The sequence below is a fragment of the Cryobacterium sp. PAMC25264 genome (assembly GCF_019443325.1).
In the GTDB taxonomy this organism is placed as follows: Bacteria; Actinomycetota; Actinomycetes; order Actinomycetales; family Microbacteriaceae; genus Cryobacterium.
The window spans coordinates 715,247-735,621 of the sequence record NZ_CP080383.1 but is presented as its reverse complement, the minus strand read 5'-3'; the positions used below and the strand labels follow the sequence as shown (position 1 = coordinate 735,621).

The window sequence follows — 20,375 nt, the reverse complement described above, 5'->3', positions numbered from 1 at the left end:
TCAAGAGACTAGCAGAGTTCGCTCGCCGCTGGCGGGTCGAGAGGGTTCCTCTCGTCACCGATGATTGACTGGATGCCCCTCTGAGAGGGTCACGCACAGCAGCATCCGGCACGACGAGGAGAATCACGTGGAATCGACCGAACAGGACTCGAGCATCCCCCAGCCCGGCGTCCGCACTGCCCATGACCTCACCATCGCCCTCTCCGTGACGCCCGTTCTGAGCTACGCCCTGGCCCACAACCGCATCAACGTCGTGGGGCGGGTCGAGGTCGACAACCGCGGCGCGGCCGTGCGTGAAGCCGTGCTGCGGCTCGAGGTGGTCAGCGCCGGCGACACCCTCGGGAGCGCGCGCGACCTGCTCGTCGACCTCGCTGCCGCCCGCACCGCGACCTTCACGGATGTCTCCCTCACCGTCGATCCCGCCGCGATGCTGCTCGTCGAGGAGCAGCGGCCCGCCACGATCCGGGCCAGCCTGCTGATCGACGGCGTCGTCGCCGCGCACGCCGACGAGCCGATCCAGCTGCTGGCCGCCCAGCAGTGGGTCGCCCGGCCGGTGGACCTGGCTCTGGAGATGCTCTCGGCGCACGTACTGCCCAACCATCCGGCCGTCGCCACCCTGCTCGGTGAGGCCGCCGTGCTGCTCGAGGACAGCACTGGATCTGCCTCGATGCCCGGCTACCAGGCCGGACCGGAGCGGGTCGACCAGGTGGTGGAAGCAGTCTTCGAAGCCATGCGCGCCCGGGGCATCCGCTACGCCACACCGCCGGCCAGCTGGGCCGACGACGGCCAGAAGGTACGCACCCCCGGCGAGGTGCTCGGCTCCGGCGGGATCGACGCCGAGAGCGCTGCCGGCGCGACCGGCTCGATCAGCACGACGGGTGGGGTCGGCACCTGCCTGGACACCGTCGTCGTGATGGCCGCGGCCCTCGAACAGGCCGGCCTGCACCCGCTGCTCTGGATCGTCACCGGGCACGCATTCCTGGGCTACTGGCGGGAGGAGGAAACCCTGGGGGCTCCGGCCCTCACCGATGTGGCCGAGGTGATCAACCTCATCGACCTCGACCTGATCCGGCTCGTGGAGACCACCCAGGTCACCGATCAGGGCGCCGGCCGCCCGGCCAGCTTCGCCGAGGCGCAGCGCTCCCCCTACCTGGAACGCCTCACCGACCTGAGCAATGTGATCGGCGTCGTCGACGTGGTGCAGGCGCGGCGCACGCATATCCTGCCGCTGCCCGCCCACACCGTGACCGGCGACGGCACGGTGCTCGTCACCGAGTACCGGCCGGGTTCGCCGGGGTCAGGCGTGCCGGCTGCGATCTTGACGGATGCGCCGTCCGCCGACGCGGCGGCCGCGGAGTCGAATACACCGACCCGTCTCGCCCCGCCCCGCATCACACAGTGGAAGAACGCCCTGCTCGACCTCAGCCTGCGCAACCGGCTGATCAACTTCACCAAGCGAGGCGCCCTGGCCCTCACGGTGCCCGACCGGCACCTCGCCGACCTTGAGGACCTCGTCACCGGCGGAACCGGGCTGACCCTGCTGCCGGCGGACCGGATGTCCTCGACCGACAAGGAGCGCGGCATCCGTTTCGGTCGTGACCTGCCCACCGACCAACTTGCCGCCCTGCTGGCCGGCAAGAAGGCCGTCTATGCCGACGTCACCGACGCCGCCTACGCCACGAAGCTGCGCGCGCTGGCATACAAGGCACGCACCGTGGTGCAGGAGACCGGTGCCAACAACCTCTACCTGGCCTTCGGATCGTTGGTCTGGACCGCCAACGACCGGGAACTGCGCAGCCCCCTCGTGCTCGTGCCCGTGGTGCTCGAACCGGCCGGCCGGGGCGGCGACTACCGGGTGCGGCTCGACGAGGCCGGCGCGTCCACACCCAACTACTGCCTGCTCGAGAAGCTGCGCCAGCTGCACGGGCTCAGCATCCCCGGGCTGGAGAACCCGCAGGACGACGCGTCCCGCACCGACACCTCAGGCATCGACCTGGTCGGCGCCTTCCGCGCCACCCGCGAAGCCCTCCTGGCCGCCGGGCTGCCGTTCCGGGTGGAAGAAACCCTCGACCTGTCGATCCTGCAGTTCGCGAAGTTCCGGCTGTGGAAAGACCTCGACGAGAACTGGGAAACCCTGGCGCAGAACTCGCTCGTGAACCACCTCGTGCACACGCCCACCCAGCCGTTCGTCGACCCAGTGCCGCTGCCGGAGCCGGCCGATCTGGACGCTCTCGGCGCCGAATGCCCGGTGCCGGGCGACTCGTCGCAGCTCGCCGCCGTGGCCGAGGCCATCGCCGAGCGCACCTTCGTGCTCGAGGGCCCTCCCGGAACCGGGAAGTCTCAGACCATCACCAATCTGCTCACCCGCGCCGTGTACGAGGGCAAGAAGGTGCTCTTCGTGGCCGAGAAGCGCGCTGCCCTGCAGGTGGTGCAGGCCAGGCTGAACGAGGTGGGCATGGGGCCGTTCGCGCTCGACCTGCATGCCTTGGCCACCAAACCGGCAGCCGTGCGCGCGCAGATCCGGCAGGCCCTCGAGCACGAGGTGACCGTGGACGGGCAGGGCCTCAAGAACGACCTCGACGTGCTCGGCACCGCCCGGCGCAGCCTGGCCCGGTACACCGACCGGCTGCACGAGCAGAACAACGCGGGGCTGTCGTTCTACTCCGCCCGCACCGCGCAGCTCACCGCCGGCGACGACGTTCGGGCCCTGCCGGTGCCGGCCGATCTGCCTGCGCGTATCACCGCCGACGAGCTGGACCAGCTGCGCCGGATGCTGCGCGACCTGCCCGACGTGACCGATCCGGTGCGGCCGCGGCCGCAGCATCCGTGGGCGTTCGTGACCGCGCCGCCGGCCGCGCCGCTGGACCTGCCGGCGGTGGCCCGAGCCGCCGCCGCGCTCGACGAGGCGTTGGCGGCGCTGCCTGTCGCCGGGTCCACCTCTCCGGCCACGGCCGGGTCCACGGACGCTGCCGCTGCCGACGACCCCGCCACGGCCGGTCACCGAGCCGCCGCCGCCGTGTCCAGCGCGGCCAGCCCCACCGAGTTCGTCACCCTGAGCAGCCTCGCCGCCGCCGAGCGGGTGCCCCTGGCCACCCTCGACGGAACCCGCTCCCCCGCGTGGGTGGCCACCGCCGCCGACGCCGAAGCGGCGACCGTCGCGTTCGCGCAGGCGACGCATCCGGCGCTGGCCGTTCTCAAGCCGGACGCCCTGCGGCTCGACACCGCGGCCCTGCACCGCGACGCGCAAGCAGCGGATGCCTCGAGCCTCTTCGGCCGCCGCGGCCGGCGGAAGGCCGTGCTCGCGCGCCTGTCCGCGGAGCTGATCCCCGGGAGCACCGTGCCCCTCGGAACGCTCTCGACCGTCACCGGCCAGCTGGCCGACAGCCAGAGCCAGCTGCAGGCCCTACGCGCGCGGGTGCGCCTGGTGGACGGCGTCACCATCTCCGACGACTGGAACCCGCTGGCCGGCTCCGCAGGGCACACCGGCCGCGACGAGCTCAGCGCCCGACTGGCCTGGCTGCGCTGGGCCGGCGGTGCCGTCGCGCCGGGCCACCGGGAGCTCGGCGCCGACTTCGTGGCGGCCCTGCGCGACTACCTCGACAGCACCCCGACACCTGATGCCGACCTGGCCGCGGCGCTGAACCGGGCCCTGCTTGCCCTGCAGTCCGTGATGACCGCGACGGGCGCCGGTCCGGCCGCCGTCGCCGCCTGGGCCGCGGGCGGCGGACTGGTGGCCGTCTGGTCCCGCGGCGCCGAGGAGCGGGACGCGCAGGCCCCCGGGCTGCCCTCCCTCACCCGGTGGGTCGCCCTGCTCGAGCACCTCGAGCCGCTCCGCGCCCTGGGGCTCACGGCGGGCCACGCGGCGGTGCTCCGCGGCGAGGTCGACGCCGACGACGCCGGGCTGGCGTTCGAGAAGGGACTCGCCGCCGCATCCGTGGCCGAACGCGGCCAGGCCACCACCCTCGAGCAGTTCGACGCCGCCGCCCAGAACCGTTCGATCACCCGGTTCACCACCGCCTCCGGCGCCGTGCGCCGGCACCTGCCCACGTTCATCCCGTACAGCGTGCTGCGGCGGCGCAGCATCGGCGGGGTGGGCTCGCCCGCCGAGGCCGCCGGCACGGCCGCGTCGGCGTCGGCCGCCGAGTCCGCCGAGTCCGCCGCGAGGCTGGGCCTGCTCAAGCGTCAGCTCGACCGCCAGCGCGGCGGCATGGGAGTGCGCGAACTCATGCACGAATTCGGCGACCTGATCACCGACATCCTGCCGTGCATGCTGATGAGCCCGGAATCGGTGGCCCGATTCTTCCCCGCTCAGGCCGGGCTCTTCGACATCGTCGTCTTCGACGAGGCATCGCAGGTGCGGGTGTCCGATGCGGTCGGCGCCATGGGACGAGCGCGCTCGGTGGTGGTCGTCGGCGACAGTAAGCAGATGCCGCCCACCTCGTTCGCCGAGTCCGCGATCGGCTCCGGCGATCACGACAGCGAAACCCTGGAGTTCGTGCGCGACGAGGAGTCGATCCTCTCGGAGTGCGTGCAGGCTCAGGTGCCCGGCAAGTGGCTGTCCTGGCACTACCGCAGCCAGGACGAATCGCTCATCGCCTTCAGCAACCGGGCGTACTACCGCGACCGGTTGTCGTCGTTCCCGGCGCCGCACCACGGCGCGGGCCCGGTGGCCGCTGCCCCTGACACCGCAACCGAGCCGGTCCCCGGCGTGGCCGGCTACGGCGTGAGCCTTCGCCGGGTCGACGGAACCTTCCTCCGCAGCGGCACGGGCAAGGACCTCCGCACCAACCCGGTGGAGGCCGGGGCTATCGTGGCCGAGATCCTGGCCCGGTTCGCCGCCGAACCCGACAGCATCCCGTCGATCGGTGTGATCACGTTCAACGTGCAGCAGCGCGCGCTCATCGAGGGGAGCCTGCGCGACAGCGGCGACGACCGCATCGTGCAGGCACTCGAGAGCGAAACCGACGGCCTGTTCGTGAAGAATCTCGAGAATGTGCAGGGCGACGAACGCGACACCATCCTGTTCTCCACCGCATTCAGCGCGGATGCGTCCGGCCGGCTGCCGCTGAACTTCGGCCCGCTCAACCTGCCCGGCGGCGAGCGCCGGCTCAACGTGGCGATCACCCGGGCCCGCCGCCAGGTGATCGTGTTCAGTAGTTTCGACCCCCAGGATCTGCGCGCCGAGGAGACCATCTCGGCCGGGGTGAAGGACCTGCGCGCCTACCTCGACCTGGCGGCGGGCGGCTCCGACGGGCTCGCGAGCCCGCTACGCCAGTCGGGCGCGCTTGACCGGCACCGGGAGCAGATCGCCGAGGCGCTGCGCGAGCGCGGCTTCGCCGTGCAGACGGATGTGGGCCTGTCCGACTTCCGGGTGGACCTCAGCGTGGCCACGGCCGGGGCGCCCGGGCACCCGGTGATGGCCGTGCTGCTCGACGGCCCCACCTGGGCCGCCCGTCGCACGGTCTCCGACCGCGACGGTCTGCCCGTGGAGGTGCTCTCCCGGCTGATGGGCTGGCCCGCGGTGGAACGCGTGTGGATGCCCGAGTGGCTCGGCGAGCAGGACGCGGTGCTCGACCGCTTGGACGAGAAGCTGACCGCCCTCGATGCCGCCCGCCAGGCGAGGGAATCGGCAGCCCCGGCGTAGTCCGGCCGCGGTCGTCCCGGGGCGGTCGCGATCGACGCCCCGGCGTGCGCTCGCGGCGCAGGGAGAACCTCGTGGCGCACGATTGGCCTCCCGGCGCACGAAAAGTGGCCAGCTAACCTGCGCCACGACACCGAAGCTGCGCTACGAGAGCGAACCGATGCTCAGAGCACGGTGAAGCCGGCGGCCAGCGGCGCCCGGCCGGTGGCGGCACGCAGCAGCGGCGCGGCGACGCCCTTCTGGGCGGCGAGGTCGGCGAGCACGTGCAGGGTCGCGGCGGCGGCGGGCGCCGGCACGGTCTGCTCGGCGGCCGGCACCCCCTGGCTCTGCAGTAGGTCGCTGGTGTGCACCGTGAGCTCCACCGTGCGGGACGGCAGGTACTCGGCGATGCGGATGCGCCCGGCCGGGGTGTCGGCCGGCTCGTCTCCGGTGAGTGTGCCGACCCGCGCCAGCACCCGGGCGGCGAGCGCCGCCACCGCCTCCGCCGGCCGCGCGCCGAGGGTGGCGGCGGTCTCGCGTCCGCGCTGGGCGATCACCTCGGGGGTGCCGGCCGCGAGGGCGCGCTCGTAGTAGGCGGCCGGGGACGTGACCGTGATGCTTCCGGCCACGCCCGCGGCATCCTCTTCTGCGGCGATGTCGAGGTAGGTCTCGATGGTGGACAGCGCCCGGCTGGTGTGCCCGACGAGGTCGCGCACACTCCACTCGCCCAGGCCGACCTCAGTCCAGACCCCCTCCTCGCCCTCCGCGCGTTCGGCGATGCCGGCGGTCACCGCCACGAACCATCTCGTGGCGGCGTCGAAGGCGAAAAGCGTCTCTGACCAGTCTGTGCGTGTCTCACTCATGGCCACAGAGTAACGTCATGCCGGCGCCGGCGGTCAGAAAATGCGCGCCGCGATCTCGGCGGGTGCCTCCAGCAGGGCCTCGATCTCGTCGTCGAGCCGCACCAGGGTGAGCGACGCACCGGCCATGTCCAGCGAGGTGCAGTACTCCCCCACATAGCTGCGCCCCACCGTGATGCCCAGCTCGGTGAGCCGTTCGTGCGCGTGCCCGTACAGGATGTACAGCTCGCTGATGGGCGTGCCGCCCAGCCCGTTGATCATCAGGGCTACCCGGTCGCCCGCCACGTACGGCAGGTCGTTGACCACCGCATCCAGCAACTCGTCGGTCATCTCGTTGGCCGTGGTGAGCTTGGCGCGGCGCCGGCCGGGCTCGCCATGGATGCCCACGCCCACCTCGATCTCGTCGTCGCCGATCTCGAACAGCGGTGAGCCCTTGGCGGGCGGGGTGCAGGAGGTGAGGGCGATACCCATGGTGCGGGTGACGCTGTCGACCTTCTCGCCGATGCGCACGAGTTCGTCGAGGTCGGCGCCCTGCTCGGCGGCGGCGCCGACGGCCTTCATCACGAAGAAGTTGCCGGCCACTCCGCGCCGGCCCACGGTGTAGGTGGAGTCCTGCACGGCGACGTCGTCGTCGATGAACAGGGTCTTCACGTTCACACCGTCGGCGGCACTGAGCTCCTGGGCCATCTCGAAGGCCATCCGGTCACCGGTGTAGTTGTTGACCAGCAGCAGCACGCCCTTGGGCGAGGCCAGCAGCTTGGTGGTCTCGTAGACGTAGTCCATCGGCGGGGCCGAGAACACGTCGCCGGGACACGCGGCGTCGAGCATGCCGCGGCCCACCGTCATCACGTGGGCCGGCTCGTGCCCTGAGCCTGAGCCCTGGATGATCGAGACCCGGTCAGGGCTCGGGCTGTCGGAGCGCATGATCAGGTTGTACGCGGGCACGTACTTCAGCGTGTCCGGGTTGGCCAGGGCGATGCCCTTGAGCATCTCCGGGACGTACTGCTTCGGGTCGTTGACGAATTTCTTCATGGCTCCCTCTCGTGACAGGCGGTGCTCGGTCGGATGCGGTGCTCGGTCTGTGGCGGTGCGACGTCGGTCGGACAGCGAAACGGATGTGGCCAGTCGGTGTGGCTCAGTCCGTGTGGCTGGACGGCCGGTCAGTGCCGGCTGGGGTGCTGCTCGATACACCCGTCGACGTGCCGGCACCCGACTTCGACCGGGCGTCCCACTCGGTGCTGAGTCGCTCCAGGATCACGGCGATGGCCACGGCCCCCGGATCGGGCGAACCGATGCTGCGCTCCCCCGTGTAGCTGGCCCGGCCGCGCCGGGCCTGCATCATCGATGTGGCGTCGGAACTCTGCCGGGCGACCTCCGCCAGACGGTGCAGCGTGGCGGGCGCCAGGCTGCCGGCCCGCACCTCCTCCTCGAGCGCATCCGTCACCGGAACCAGCGCGTCGAGCAGGGTCTTGTCGCCCACATCCGAATTGCCGCGCGACTTGATGCCGTCGATCGCCGACCGCAGCATGGTGACCACGTCATCGCCGCTGACCTGGTCTGTGCCCTTGACGGCCATCGACGCCCGCAGGAACGCCGTGCCCCAGAGCGGCCCCGAGGTGCCGCCGATGCGCCCGGAGATGACCATGCCGACCTTCTGCAGGAACACGCTGGCGCTGGCGCGGTCGAAGCTGTCCCAGTCCGCCAGCACGATCTCGAAGCCGCGGGCGAGTGAGTAGCCGAAGTCCCCGTCACCGACCACGGCGTCGAGGTCCCCGAATTCCTTCTCGTTGTCGACCGTGGTCTGCGCGATGCTGCGCACCACGAATTCGGTGTCGGCCAGGCTGGTCATGGTGTCTCGCTTTCTGTGTCGGCTGCGGCGGCAGCGGATGCGCCCGGGGCCGCCTGCAGGATCGCGGCCAGGTTCTCGAGCCGCACGTACGGTTGGGGCCGGACACCCGCCGGGTCGCTCAGCACCTCCGCGGCCGGGCCGCCCGGGTCGCCGAGCGAGGAGACCACGAGCGCCGCCCCGGCGAAGTCCTCGTTCACCGTGTAACTGCTCACGGTGACCACGGTGGTCAGGCCGGCGGCGAGCGCGGCCTGCAGCCCGTTCGCGCTGTCCTCGATCACGAGCGCCTGGGCCGGGTTCACGCCCAGCTCCCGGAGGGCATGCAGGTAGATGTCGGGGGCGGGTTTCTTGGCCGGCACGATATCCCCGGCGAAGACCGCGAACCGCCGGGCCAGTTCCTCCCCCACGGCGTGCTCGAGGACCGCCCGAACCGACACGTCAGCCGAGGTGGATGCCACGGCGAGGGTCCAGCCGGCGGCCACCGCCTCCTCGGTGATCCGGCGCACCCCCGGTCGAGCCGGCAGCACGCCGGCGGCCACCCGTTCGGTGTAGATCGCGGTCTTCCGCCGGTGCCAGGACTGCACCGTCTCCGCCCAGGCGGCCGGGTCGTCGGGCAGGCCGAGCCTTCGGGCGAGGTCGGGGGTGAGGATGCTCCGCATGCGTTCCTTGCCGCCGCCGATCTGCACCTTCTCGGCGTAGTCGGCGTCGCTCCAGTGCACGGGCACACCGAACTCCTCGAAGGTCTGGTTGAACGCCGGCAGGTGACCGTCCCGTTCGGTGTCGGCGAGCACCCCGTCGCAGTCGAAGATCAACGCCGGCATCTCAGGCCTTTCCCGCGCTGCCGAACTGCTCGGCCAGCCCGCGGGTGAGGTCCACGATGTCTGTGCGCACCTTGGCGAACATCGACGGCGGGTCCCATTTGTCGCGCGCCTGCGCATCCGTGAGGTAGGACAGGCTCGACTTCATGAAGGTGATCTTGAGCGCCGTGGAGATGTTCACCTTGGCGCAGCCCCTGGCGATGAGGTCGGTGAACTGCGCATCCGTCATACCGCTGCCGCCGTGCAGCGCGATCGGGATGGGGTGGGCGGCGACGAGGTCGCTGACCCGTTGGAAATCGAGCACCGGCTCCCGCTTGTAGACCCCGTGGGCGTTGCCGATCGCGGGCGCGAACACGTCCACGCCCGTTTCCTCGAGAAACTTCAGCGACACGGCGAGGCTCTGCCGGGCCGACTCGGTGTCGCTGCCCACGCCGTCTTCGACGCCGGTGATCGATTCGATCTCGCCCTCCACATGAGCGCCGAACGTGCGGGCCTCCGCCACCACCTCGATGGTCTGTCGTTGGTTCTCCTCCACCGGCAGGGTGGATGCGTCGAACAAGACCGAGTTCCAGCCGCGGCGCAGGCACTCGGTGACCACCGCCCGGTCGGGGCAGTGGTCCAGGTGCAGGGCCACGGGCACGTCGATACCGGCGGTCATGGCCGTCCACATGGCGAACAACACCTCGGAACCGATCGACTTGACCGTCTTCACCGAGGTCTGCACGATCACGGGCGAGCGGGCCTCCACCGCGCCGGCCAGAACCGCCTCCATCGTGAGGTCGTTCACGACGTTGATCGCCGGAACACCGTACCGTTCCGCGAAGGCGCGATCGACGATCTCCTTGAGAGTGCTCACGGCCATGTGATGCGCCTCGCTTCCTAGCATTTTCCCGGGGCGTGTTGCCGGGGGCGTATTGCTGGGGATCGTAGGCGCGAACGGGGCAACCGGCAATGGCGGTGTGCCGGCGCCTCTCCGCCATGAGCATAATTGTCGCTATGGATCCCGTGAGCACCATTGAGTGGATTGTCGCCTTCGTCGTGGTCACGGTCACCGTGACCGGGTTCTCCCGGCGGATCGGCTGGTCGGCGCCGTTCGTGCTCGTCGTCGTCGGCGCGCTGGCCTCCTTCCTGCCGTCGGTGCCCCGCATCGAGATCGACCCCGAGCTCGTGCTCTACGGGCTGCTGCCCCCGCTGCTGTTCGCAGCGGCCATTCGCACGTCGATCGTCGACGTGCGTGCCCGACGTGACGGCATCCTGTTGCTCTCGGTGGGGCTGGTCGCTTTCACCGTGGTGGCCGTGGGGCTCACGGCCTGGCTGGTGGTACCCGCGATCAGCTTGGCGGCGGCCTTCGCGTTCGGGGCTGTCGTGGCACCGACGGATGCGGTCGCGATCACCGCGATCTCCGGGCGGCTGGGCCTGCCGCGGCGGGTGGTGACCGTGCTCGAGGGCGAGAGCCTGTTGAACGATGCCACCGCCCTGGTGGCCCTCAACGCGGCGATCGCGGCGATTCTGAGCACCGTGAACCCGTGGTCGGTGACGGGCGACTTCGTGGTCGCCGTCGTCGGCGGTGTGGGCGTGGGGTTGGCCGTCGGGTGGCTGCTGTCGGTGATCCGCAAGCAACTGCACGCACCCGTGCTGGACACCAGCCTGTCGCTCATCACCCCGTACCTGGCGTTCATCCTGGGTGAGCTCGTGCACGGGTCCGGGGTGCTGGCCGTGGTCGTCGCCGGACTGTTCCTGGGTTACCGGGCCCCGGTGATCCAGTCGGCGGAGGCCAGGATCGCCGAGTCGATCAACTGGCGCACCATCCAGTTCTTGCTCGAGAACGCCGTGTTCCTCTTCATCGGGCTCAACCTGGAGACGGTTCTCGAGGGTGCCATCACGAACGGGCCCGGGTTCTGGGCCACCGTGGGAATCTCGCTGGCGATCCTGGCGTCACTGCTGGTGTCTCGCTTCGCCTGGATGGCGGTCACCACGTGGATCTATCGGCACGGTCCGCGCCGGTTGCGGGAGCGTGGCTGGAGTTGGCGCACCGGGATCGCGGTCTCATTCGCGGGGATGCGCGGGGTGGTGACCCTCGCGGCGGTGTTCCTGTTGCCGCCGGAAACCCCGCAGCGGGAGTTCCTGCAGCTCTTGGCGTTCATCGTGGTGGTCGGCACGCTGCTGGAGGGCCTGGCGCTGCCGTGGATCATCCGCCGGTTGCGGCTGCCGCCACCCGACCGGTCGCAGGAGCGGATCGAGGCGCAGATGCTGCTGGCCGAGGCGCAGACCGCCGGCCTGGCCCGGCTCGACGCCGAGGTGACCGACGCCGACGAGGAGCGGGTGATCGGCCGGTTGCGCACCAATGCCCGCTTTCTCGCCGATGCGCTCGACAACCCGGCGCCCGACGACGCCGAGCCGCTCCCCTCCGCGTACACGCGCCTGCGCCGGGCGATGATCGAGGCGGAGCGCGAGGCCGTGCTGGCCGCCCGGGTGGAGGGGCGCTACCAGGAGCCGGCTATCCGCTCGGCGCTCGCGTTCATCGATGTGGAGGAGACCGCGCTCAAGGCCGGCTCCCCCAAACGCCTCGAGAGCTGAGCCAACCCGTCTAGCGGTCGCGACGTGCTCGGGCGGTCGCGGCGAGCATCCGTACTCGCGGCGCAGGTTCGATCTCGCGGCACAGCTTTCACCTCGCGGCGCAGACTATCGGACCCGTCAACCTGCGCCGCGAGATTTTGCTGCGCCGCGACTGCGATGACGGGACGCACGTGGGCGCGGCACCCACGCCACCGGTGCCGCGCCGGGTGGCTAGGTGAGCTGTGGCCGGGCCTTGAGCTCGGGCGGTGCATTCCAGGTCTTGGCGATGGCCCAGCCGACCGCGGCGATCGGCACGGCGAGCACGGCGCCGATGATGCCGGCCAGGATGGTTCCGGCGGTCAGGGCGACCAGGATGACCAGAGGGTGCAGCTTGAGCGACTGTGCCATCACCACGGGCTGCAGGAAGTTGCCCTCCAACTGGTTGACCAGCACGACGATGCCCACGACGATCAGGGCGACAACCCAGCCGTTGGCCACGAGCGCGACCAGGGCCGCAAGGATGCCGGCGATGGTGGCACCGATCAGCGGGATGAAGGCCGTGAGGAAGACGATGACGGCCAGCGGCAGAGCCAGCGGCACGCCGAGGATGGCGAGCCCGATGCCGATCGCGGCGGCGTCGACGAAGGCCACAATGGCGGTGCCGCGAATGTAGCCGCCCAGCACTCGCACCGTGGTGGTGCCGATGCGGCGGCCGCGCTGCAGGCGCTCGCCCCGGAAGGGCTTGAGGAAGAACGCCCAGATGACGTCGCCGTCCTTGAGGAAGAAGAACAGGATGACGATGACGAGCACGAGACCCGTGAAGAATTCGCCGACCGCGCTGGCTCCGGCCAGGGCACCGGACCCGAACTGGCTGCTGGTGAGGAAGTCGACGCCCTGGTTGCGGAAGTCCTCGAGCTGGGCCGCGTCGATGGCCAACGGACCCTCGGTGAGGTAGGTGGACAGCTGGTCGATGCCATCGGAGGCGCTCGAGGCCAGATCGGACCACTGGTTTTCCACGGCGAAGACGATGAGGGTCACGATGCTGCCGAACACCACGATGGCGCCGAGCAGGGTGACCCAGGTGGCCAGGATGGGCGAGAGGCCCCGGCGGCGCAACCACTTGATGACCGGGCTCAGGGCCGAGGCGAGGATGATCGCGATCAACACCGGGATCACGACGAGCTTCACCTGCACGAGCACCACGATGACCACGGCCACCAGCGCCAGCAACAGCAGGATCTGTGCGCTGCGCAGGCCGAGCCAGCCCAGCTTGTCGGTGAGCAGGGTGCGCAACGTTGTGGGACCGTCTGATCCGGCCCCGGACGATCGGGCACCGGAGTTGTCTGGGATTCGCATGGATCAACCCTAGACAACCCGACACGATAGAGCTCGAAAACCCGCCGCTGGGTGATCAAACGGGTCCCGGGACGAGTGCGGTCGGCGCACATACGATACACACCTTTTGGATTCCGTACACCCGTGAAATTCCCAGTCTCGTGTAGTGCCATGGAGGGTGTCCCAGCCGCGCGTCGGCTGCGGCCGAACCACCGAGGAACACCACCGAGGAACACCACCGAGGAACACCACTGAGGATGCCGAGCGCCACAAGCGCGAACCGACCGGTTCAGGTGTCACAACAGGTATCAAGGAGGATACAAAAATGGCAGGAAACAGAGCAGTTGCCTACGAAGGTCCGGGCAAGGTCGAGGTCATCGACATCGACTACCCCACCTTCGAGCTGAAGGACGGACCCGGCGTCAACCCGGCGAACATCGGTCGGCAGGTCCAGCACGGTGTCATCCTGAGGACCATCACCACCAACATCTGTGGCTCTGACCAGCACATGGTGCGCGGACGTACGACAGCGCCGGAGGGCCTGGTGCTCGGTCACGAGATCACCGGCGAGGTCGTCGAAGTGGGACGTGATGTCGAGTTCATCAAGGTCGGCGACATCGTGTCGGTTCCGTTCAACATCTCCTGCGGTCGCTGTCGCAACTGCAAGGAGCGCAAGACCGGTGTGTGCCTCAACGTGAACCCGGACCGTCCGGGCAGCGCCTACGGCTACGTCGACATGGGTGGCTGGGTCGGCGGGCAGTCCCAGTACGTGCTGGTGCCCTACGCGGACTGGAACCTGCTGAAGTTCCCGGATCGGGAGCAGGCGCTGGAGAAGATCCTCGACCTCACCATGCTGTCGGACATCTTCCCCACGGGCTTCCACGGCGCGTACACGGCAGGCATCGGCGTGGGCTCAACGGCCTACATCGCCGGCGCCGGACCCGTGGGCCTGGCGGCAGCCGTATCCGCCCAGCTGCTGGGCGCGGCCGTGGTGATCGTCGGCGACCTCAACCCCGAACGACTGGCGCAGGCCCGCAGCTTCGGCTGCGAGACCGTCGACCTCACCAAGGGCGAACCACAGGATCAGATCGAACAGATTCTCGGTGTGCCCGAAGTGGATGCGGCGGTGGACGCCGTCGGGTTCGAGGCGCACGGGCACGGCAAGGACGCCGGAACTGAGAAGCCGGCAACCGTGCTGAACTCCCTGATGAAGATCACCGCGGCCGGCGGAGCGCTGGGCATTCCGGGGCTCTACGTCACGGGTGACCCCGGGGCGGCCACCGAGGAAGCCAAGGTGGGTTCGCTCTCGATCAGCCTGGGTACCGGTTGGGCCAAGTCGCTGTCGTTCACCACGGGCCAGTGCCCGGTGATGAAGTACAACCGGCAGCTGATGATGGCGATCCTGCACGACAAGGTGCAGATCGCCAAGGCCGTGCACGCGGAGCCGATCAGCCTCGAGGATGCCCCGCGCGGCTACGCGGAGTTCGACGCGGGTGCGGCGACCAAGTATGTGCTCAACCCGAACGGCTACCTCAAGGACTGAGGCGGTCGCATCGAGCGGTCTCAATAGGGACCGCTCGACGGCACACCACAATCGGGATCGGGCGGCGTCACGCGGCCCGGTCCCGGTTTGTCGTGTGCTGCGCCGGGTAGCCTGATCCCGCCGCCGCAACGTTCGAGCGCTCCGTAGGAGCCTGACCCGACCCAAGGACCCACCATGCACACCGAAGCGCCGTCGCCCCGGACCTGGGCCTGGGACTGGGACGCGATCATCGTCGCGGGCGGCCGAGCCAGACGGCTCGGCGGCATCGACAAGACCGCGCTGGTCTGGAACGGTCGCAGCCTGCTCGACGGGGTGTTGGCTGCAGCCGCCAGGGCACGGCGGATCTGCGTGGTCGGGTCCGAGGCGAACCTGCCGGTATCCGTGTTGCGAACCGTGGAACGGCCCCGCTGGGGCGGCCCCGCGGCGGCGATCGTGGCCGGTCTTGAGACGCTCAACGGTGCGGCCGGCCCCGGCACGGACTCCGACTGGATCGTGGTGCTGGCCGGCGATCTCCTGAGGCCGAGCGAGGCCGTGGCGGCGCTCCTGCATGAACTCGAGGTCGTGGCCGGTGCCGACGACACGATTGATGCGCGCAGCACGATCGCCGACGGGGTGATCGGGGTGGACGGCGCAGGCCGCCGTCAGCCCCTGCTCGCCGTCTACCGGCGCGCGGCCCTCGCGACCGCAGCGACCGTCTCGGGGTCAGCGGAGAACCTGTCCGTGATGAGCCTGATCGGTGCGCTCACCCTGCACGAACTCCACCTGCCCGAGTCTCTGAGCGCCGATGTCGACACCCCGGCCGATGCCGCCAGGCTCGGCATCGAGGTTCCGCACGACAGAGCGGACTCTGACCTCGGCCCAGCGCACGACAGCGCCAGTCCCTAGCGCCCCCTCGACGACGCCCGCCCGCACGACTGGCTAGCCTTGACCCAGACGGCACCGCCGTCGACGATTCCCGAGGAGCCCGCCATGTCCCGCAGCCCAACCGGCCGTTCGTTCCCTGGCGGCGCGAGGCGTCTCGTGGGCGGGTGCCGCTGATGGAGTGGCTGGAGGCCCGGTCGACGGTGCACACGCTCGGCGCCCGGATGCCTCGCACCACCGAGGTGCTGCCGCTCGCCGACGCCGTGGGCCGCACTCTCGCCGCCGCGGTGCATTCCCTCACCGCGCTGCCGAGCTTCGCGTCCTCGGCCATGGACGGCTGGGCGGTGAACGGCGACGAGCCGTGGGCTCTCGGCACCCCGATCCTGGCGGGAGACCCGCCGGCCGATACACCCCTGGCCCCCGGCACCGCCCGCCCCATCGCCACCGGAGGCTGCGTGCCGGTCGGAACCCGCGGCATCCTGCGCTCGGAGCACGGCCTCGTCGGCCCGTCGATGGCCGGCGGGCCCGCCACCCTGACCCGTTCGCCGCAGGCCGGCGACGGCGAACCGGCAGCCGGGGAGCACGTGCGCGCCCGCGGCGAGGAGTGCGGACTCGACGAACGGATGCTCGAGCCCGGCTGCCTGCTCACGGCGCCGCGGGTGGCGCTGGCGGCCGTGACCGGCCACGACACCCTCACCGTGACGGCATTGCCTGACGTGGAGCTGCTGCTGCTCGGCACCGAGGTGATCGAGTCCGGCATCCCAGGCCCCGGGCAGGTGCGCGACGCCTACTCCCCCGAGTTCCCGGCCCTGCTCACGGGGCTGGGCCTGCGACTGAGCGCGCTGCGGCGACTGCCCGACGACCTCGGCCAGACGGTCGAAGCCATCCGGAGCAGCACGGCGGCGCTGGTGATCAGCACGGGTGGCAGCGCCCGCGGGCCGGCCGACCATGTGCGCGGCGCCCTCGCCGCCCTCCGCGCGACGGTACTCATCGACGGCGTACGGATGCGCCCCGGCCACCCGGTGATGCTCGCCAGGCTCGTCGACGGCCGCCTGATGCTCTGCCTGCCCGGCAACCCGCTGGCCGCGATGCTCGTGCTGGTCAGCCTGGGCATGCCGCTGATCGCTGGGATGCTCGGCCGCCCGTTGGACGAACTCGGCCAGGTGGCCCTGGCGCACGATATCGCCAATCTGAGCGGATCGACCCGGTTGGTGGCGTACCGGAACACCGACGAGGGGGCCGTGCCGACCGCACGGCAGGGCTCCGGCATGCTGCGCGGGCTCGCGGAGGCCGACGGCGTGGCCGTGGTTCCGCCCGGTGGTGCGTGTGCGCCGAATCAGATCGCCACACTTCCGCTGCCCTGGTAGCCGGCCGATGGGTCGGCCAGGCTCAGCCCACCCTCCGCGCCCGTCGCACGGTGCGTCCTTCAGCCTCAGAGCAGTGGCGTCAGGGTCTTGGTTTCGCCGTTCCAGTACCGTGCCTCGACACACGTTCCGGCCGGTGGCAGGTCCGTGAGGATCTCGAGTGCCCGGGCGACCTGATCGCCGCTGATATGGCGGGCGAGCGTGACGTGCGGCGTCCACCGGTCGGGCTGGGTCAGCTCAGCGGCCCCGGGCGCGTGCTCCAGTACGCTGCGATGCAGCTCCAGCAGCGCCCGCGTCATCACCACGGGCCGGGCGAGCACGAAACGGCCGGATCCGGCCCTGAAGAGCACCAGGCCGGAGACCCTGAGTTCGACCGGCAGCGGCGTGTGCCGCCGGGCAGGCTGCGACTGCGGTTGCGGCTCTGGACGAGTCTGGAACACCGCCCGTAGGGCGTCGGTCAGCTCGAGACCCGGACCGGCGGCGAGGGTGAGGTGCGGGCGGTTGCTCGAGTCCGAGTGCCGGCCCAGATTGGGCAACCCCGCCTCCTGCAAAGCCGCCCACTCCGCCCGGAAGGCGGACTCGGCGGTGGGATCGAAGGTCAACTCGATGCTGCGCATGCTCTCATCATGCCCCGGCAGAGCCGGCGCCTCGCCGAGGCCGGGCGCTGCTACGGGTGAGGAAGGCCGCAGCTTTGTCGCCCCACCCCGAATGGGCGGGCCCGCTGGTGGCAGATTCGCGATCGTGGGGCCCGCGACCGATTGCCGGGACGCCGCCGAGGTGCTATTCCTGAACCACGAGTTCATCGACGCACCCGTTCTCAAGGAGACCCATGAGCAACCCCGACAACGACCACCGCTCCCTCGACGACGTCACCAGGCGCCTGACCCAGGCGCTTCAGATTCTCGATTTGGACGTGGACTATCCCCTGCTTCTCGGGTTGGCGGCCCAGACGTCCCGCGCGGCCGGCACCGATGCCGGACCGATCAGCACGTTTCTGGTGGGGTACGCGGCCGGAATGACGTCTACCTCGAGCAAGCAGGCCGCTGTCAAGGCCGTTGAACGCGTCGTCGGCGTGGCCAAGCAGGCGACCGAGAAGACCGGCGACGGTGGCGTCGAGGACGGCTGGGCGCACACCGCCCAGTAGGCCTGCTCGTCGAGCAGGCCCACGCTCCTGAGGAGGTTCGCCTAGCCGACCGGCGTCTCCTCGACTGTACGGGCCGGCTCCAGCCGCACGATGACACCCTTCGACACCGGGGTGTTGCTGCCCTCCGCCACGAGGTCGAGGGGCACCAGGACGTTCGCCTCCGGATAGTAGGCCGCCGCGCATCCCCTCGCGGTGGGGTACGACACTGCACGGAAACCGCGCAGCACCCTCTCGACCCCGTCGTCGTGCACGCCGTGCACATCCACCAACTGCTCGTCGCTCAAACCCAGTTCGACGAGGTCGTTGGGGTTGACGAAAACGACGTGCCGCCCCTTCTTGATCCCGCGATACCTGTCGTCGTGGCCGTAGATGGTGGTGTTGAACTGATCGTGGGAACGCAGGGTCTGCAGGATCAGGGTGCCGGCGGGGCGCTCCAGGTGCTCGAGGTCGTTGACCGTGAGGATGGCTTTGCCCGTCGGCGTGGGGAATGTGCGGGAGTCCCGCGGTCCGTTCGGCAGCAGGAAGCCGCCGTCCTGGCGGATCTTGGTGTTGTAGTCCTCGCAGCCGGCGACGACCCGGGAGATGTGCTCCCTGATGAGGTCGTAGTCCCGCTCGAAGCCCGTCCAGTCCACGTTCACCGTTGTGCCCAGCGTCGCCCGGGCCAGTCGGCTCACGATCGCCACCTCCGACAAGAGGTCGGGTGATACCGGCGCCACCTTGCCCCACGACGGATGCACGGCACAGACCGTGTCCTCCACCGAGACGAACTGCACTCCGGTGGCCTGACGGTCGATCTCGGTGCGCCCCATGGTCGGCAGGATCAGCGCTTCGTCGCCGACGACGGCGTGCGAACGGTTGAGCTTGGTGGAGACCTGCACGGTCATCTCGGCGCCGTGCATCGCGGCCTCCGCGGCCTGACTGTCACTGATCGCCCCGACCAGGTTGCCGCCAACGGCCATGAAGAACTTGATCTTGCCGTCCCGCAGGCCCCGGATGGTGTCGACAGCGTCGACGCCGTGCTCTCGGGGCGGATCGAAACCGAACTCGGTCTCGATGGCATCGAGGAACGCCGGGGGCATCTGCTCCCAGATGCCCATAGTGCGGTCGCCCTGTACGTTGCTGTGCCCGCGAATCGGCGAGGCACCCGCACCGGGCTTGCCGATGTTGCCGCGAAGCAGCAGCAGGTTGATGATCTCCTTGATCGTGGCGACACCCTTTTTCTGCTGGGTGATGCCCATAGCCCAGGTGATGATCACCTTGTCCGCCCGCAGATACCGGGCGGCGAGTTCGTCGATGTCGGCGGTTCGCAGGCCACTGGCCTCCAGGACCGCAGCCTCGTCGACCTGCGCGAGGTGCTCGGTCAGCTCTGCGAGCCCCTGGGTGTGCTCACGCAGGAAATCGTGGTCGAGTACTGTTCCCGGGGCCGCTGCTTCGGCCGCGAGCACGCGCTTCGAGACGGCTTGGAGCAGGGCCATGTCGCCGCCGAGCCGCACCTGCAGGAACTGGTCGGCGATGCCCGTCCCCCGGCCGATGATGCCCCGCGCCCGTTGCGGGTTCTTGTATCGTTTGAGGCCGGCCTCCGGCATGGGGTTGACGGCGACGATCTCGGCGCCGTTGTCCTTGGCCTCTTCCAGCGCCGTCAGCATCCGCGGGTGGTTGGTACCGGGGTTCTGCCCCATCACGATGATGAGGTCGGCCTGGCCGAAGTCGTCGTAGGTGATGGTGGCCTTACCGATGCCAATGGTCTGGCCCATCGCCCAGCCGGACGATTCGTGGCACATGTTGGAACAATCCGGCAGGTTGTTGGTGCCGAAAGCGCGCACGAACAACTGGTAGGCGAAGGCGGCCTCGTTGGACGTACGGCCGCTGGTGTAGAAGGCGGCCTGGTCGGGCGAGTCGAGGCTGTTGAGCTTGCCGGCGATCACCTTGAAAGCCTCGTCCCAGCTCACCGGCCGGTAGTGGTCGTCACCAGCGGCTTTGTAGACGGGCTCGGTCAGCCGCCCCTGCATACCCAACCAGTATTCGGTACGTCCGAGCAGGTCGCTGACCGGATGCTCCGCCCAGAAGTCGGAGCCGATGGTCACCGGCGTGGCCTCCCACGTGACGGCCTTGGCGCCGTTCTCGCAGAACTCGAAGGTCTTCCGGTGGGTGGGGTCCGGCCAGGCGCAGCTCATGCAGTCGAAGCCGTCCTTCTGGTTCATCGCCAGCAGCGTCTTGCCCGTGCGGGCCAGACCCATCCGCTCCACAGCCGGGATGGTGGAGTGCAGCACCCCGGGGACGCCGGCCGCCCAGGACTTGGGCGAGCCGATCTCGATCGTGGACTCGTCGCGCTCGTCGGTGTCGTCCAGACGCGCCGAACTCTTCAGGTGTCCCGCCGCATTGGTGATTTTCTTCGTCATGGTGGGCATCCCTTCGCCGGCAGGGATCA

14 protein-coding genes are annotated in these 20,375 nt (G+C 70.0%); 6 read left to right on the top strand and 8 right to left on the bottom strand.

The features are described from left to right. The first annotated feature begins 127 nt into the window (after nt 1-127). On the top strand, nt 128-5,644 hold the full coding sequence (locus tag KY500_RS03315) for a DUF4011 domain-containing protein (RefSeq protein WP_219902323.1): 5,517 nt from the start codon (nt 128-130) through the stop codon (nt 5,642-5,644). Between the two features lie 161 nt (nt 5,645-5,805). Here KY500_RS03315 and KY500_RS03310 read toward each other — a convergent pair whose 3' ends face one another. From KY500_RS03310 to KY500_RS03290, 5 genes are all read right to left on the bottom strand, one after another. Beyond that, nucleotides 5,806-6,483, bottom strand: a complete 678-nt coding sequence (locus KY500_RS03310; protein ID WP_219902322.1) for a maleylpyruvate isomerase N-terminal domain-containing protein — start codon at nt 6,481-6,483, stop codon at nt 5,806-5,808. Nucleotides 6,484-6,516: 33 nt separating this feature from the next. Beyond that, entirely contained in the window at nt 6,517-7,512 is a 996-nt protein-coding gene (gene dhaK / locus KY500_RS03305) for a dihydroxyacetone kinase subunit DhaK (protein ID WP_120337561.1), read from the bottom strand. Between the two features lie 103 nt (nt 7,513-7,615). Beyond that, nucleotides 7,616-8,329: a dihydroxyacetone kinase subunit DhaL gene (gene dhaL / locus KY500_RS03300; RefSeq protein ID WP_219902321.1), complete on the bottom strand. Its 714-nt coding sequence runs from the start codon at nt 8,327-8,329 to the stop codon at nt 7,616-7,618. Next, complete coding sequence (locus tag KY500_RS03295) at nt 8,326-9,147, bottom strand: HAD-IA family hydrolase (protein ID WP_219902320.1); 822 nt, start codon at nt 9,145-9,147, stop codon at nt 8,326-8,328. The genes dhaL and KY500_RS03295 overlap by 4 nt, the downstream gene beginning before the upstream one ends. A gap of 1 nt (nt 9,148) precedes the next feature. Continuing rightward, entirely contained in the window at nt 9,149-10,006 is an 858-nt protein-coding gene (locus KY500_RS03290; protein WP_219902319.1) for a class II fructose-bisphosphate aldolase, read from the bottom strand. A 134-nt stretch (nt 10,007-10,140) separates the two neighbouring features. On the opposite strand from KY500_RS03290, the gene KY500_RS03285 reads away from it, so the two are divergent. After that, on the top strand, nt 10,141-11,721 hold the full coding sequence (locus tag KY500_RS03285) for a Na+/H+ antiporter (RefSeq protein WP_255579769.1): 1,581 nt from the start codon (nt 10,141-10,143) through the stop codon (nt 11,719-11,721). 210 nt (nt 11,722-11,931) lie between these two features. Here the strand turns inward: KY500_RS03285 and KY500_RS03280 are convergent, their stop codons facing one another. Beyond that, complete coding sequence (locus KY500_RS03280; RefSeq protein ID WP_219902318.1) at nt 11,932-13,056, bottom strand: AI-2E family transporter; 1,125 nt, start codon at nt 13,054-13,056, stop codon at nt 11,932-11,934. Between the two features lie 304 nt (nt 13,057-13,360). On the opposite strand from KY500_RS03280, the gene fdhA reads away from it, so the two are divergent. The 3 genes from fdhA to KY500_RS03265 all read left to right on the top strand — a co-directional run bounded on the left by fdhA (nt 13,361) and on the right by KY500_RS03265 (nt 16,806). Continuing rightward, nucleotides 13,361-14,578, top strand: a complete 1,218-nt coding sequence (fdhA, locus tag KY500_RS03275) for a formaldehyde dehydrogenase, glutathione-independent (RefSeq protein WP_219902317.1) — start codon at nt 13,361-13,363, stop codon at nt 14,576-14,578. A 174-nt stretch (nt 14,579-14,752) separates the two neighbouring features. Beyond that, nucleotides 14,753-15,463: a molybdenum cofactor guanylyltransferase gene (locus tag KY500_RS03270; RefSeq protein WP_219902316.1), complete on the top strand. Its 711-nt coding sequence runs from the start codon at nt 14,753-14,755 to the stop codon at nt 15,461-15,463. Nucleotides 15,464-15,615: 152 nt separating this feature from the next. Then, nucleotides 15,616-16,806 (top strand): molybdopterin molybdotransferase MoeA, encoded by a 1,191-nt coding sequence (locus tag KY500_RS03265; protein WP_219902315.1) that lies wholly within the window; start codon nt 15,616-15,618, stop codon nt 16,804-16,806. A gap of 65 nt (nt 16,807-16,871) precedes the next feature. Here KY500_RS03265 and KY500_RS03260 read toward each other — a convergent pair whose 3' ends face one another. Beyond that, nucleotides 16,872-17,420 (bottom strand): 2'-5' RNA ligase family protein, encoded by a 549-nt coding sequence (locus KY500_RS03260; protein WP_219902314.1) that lies wholly within the window; start codon nt 17,418-17,420, stop codon nt 16,872-16,874. A 212-nt stretch (nt 17,421-17,632) separates the two neighbouring features. Between KY500_RS03260 and KY500_RS03255 the strand changes: the two genes are divergently transcribed. Continuing rightward, nucleotides 17,633-17,947, top strand: coding sequence for a DUF6457 domain-containing protein (locus tag KY500_RS03255; RefSeq protein WP_219902313.1), 315 nt, complete (start codon nt 17,633-17,635; stop codon nt 17,945-17,947). Between the two features lie 41 nt (nt 17,948-17,988). On the opposite strand, the gene KY500_RS03250 is transcribed toward KY500_RS03255, so the two are convergent. Next, nucleotides 17,989-20,346, bottom strand: a complete 2,358-nt coding sequence (locus KY500_RS03250; RefSeq protein WP_219902312.1) for an FdhF/YdeP family oxidoreductase — start codon at nt 20,344-20,346, stop codon at nt 17,989-17,991. Nucleotides 20,347-20,375 lie beyond the last annotated feature (29 nt).

What these genes read in the sequence shown, in the direction of transcription:
- KY500_RS03310 (WP_219902322.1), bottom strand. Translation starts at nt 6,483, where the DNA reads ATGAGTGAGACACGCACAGACTGGTCAGAGACGCTTTTCGCCTTCGAC.
- dhaK (WP_120337561.1), bottom strand. Translation starts at nt 7,512, where the DNA reads ATGAAGAAATTCGTCAACGACCCGAAGCAGTACGTCCCGGAGATGCTC.
- dhaL (WP_219902321.1), bottom strand. Translation starts at nt 8,329, where the DNA reads ATGACCAGCCTGGCCGACACCGAATTCGTGGTGCGCAGCATCGCGCAG.
- KY500_RS03295 (WP_219902320.1), bottom strand. Translation starts at nt 9,147, where the DNA reads ATGCCGGCGTTGATCTTCGACTGCGACGGGGTGCTCGCCGACACCGAA.
- KY500_RS03290 (WP_219902319.1), bottom strand. Translation starts at nt 10,006, where the DNA reads ATGGCCGTGAGCACTCTCAAGGAGATCGTCGATCGCGCCTTCGCGGAA.
- KY500_RS03285 (WP_255579769.1), top strand. Translation starts at nt 10,141, where the DNA reads ATGGATCCCGTGAGCACCATTGAGTGGATTGTCGCCTTCGTCGTGGTC.
- KY500_RS03280 (WP_219902318.1), bottom strand. Translation starts at nt 13,056, where the DNA reads ATGCGAATCCCAGACAACTCCGGTGCCCGATCGTCCGGGGCCGGATCA.
- fdhA (WP_219902317.1), top strand. Translation starts at nt 13,361, where the DNA reads ATGGCAGGAAACAGAGCAGTTGCCTACGAAGGTCCGGGCAAGGTCGAG.
- KY500_RS03270 (WP_219902316.1), top strand. Translation starts at nt 14,753, where the DNA reads ATGCACACCGAAGCGCCGTCGCCCCGGACCTGGGCCTGGGACTGGGAC.
- KY500_RS03265 (WP_219902315.1), top strand. Translation starts at nt 15,616, where the DNA reads ATGGAGTGGCTGGAGGCCCGGTCGACGGTGCACACGCTCGGCGCCCGG.
- KY500_RS03260 (WP_219902314.1), bottom strand. Translation starts at nt 17,420, where the DNA reads ATGCGCAGCATCGAGTTGACCTTCGATCCCACCGCCGAGTCCGCCTTC.
- KY500_RS03255 (WP_219902313.1), top strand. Translation starts at nt 17,633, where the DNA reads ATGAGCAACCCCGACAACGACCACCGCTCCCTCGACGACGTCACCAGG.
- KY500_RS03250 (WP_219902312.1), bottom strand. Translation starts at nt 20,346, where the DNA reads ATGACGAAGAAAATCACCAATGCGGCGGGACACCTGAAGAGTTCGGCG.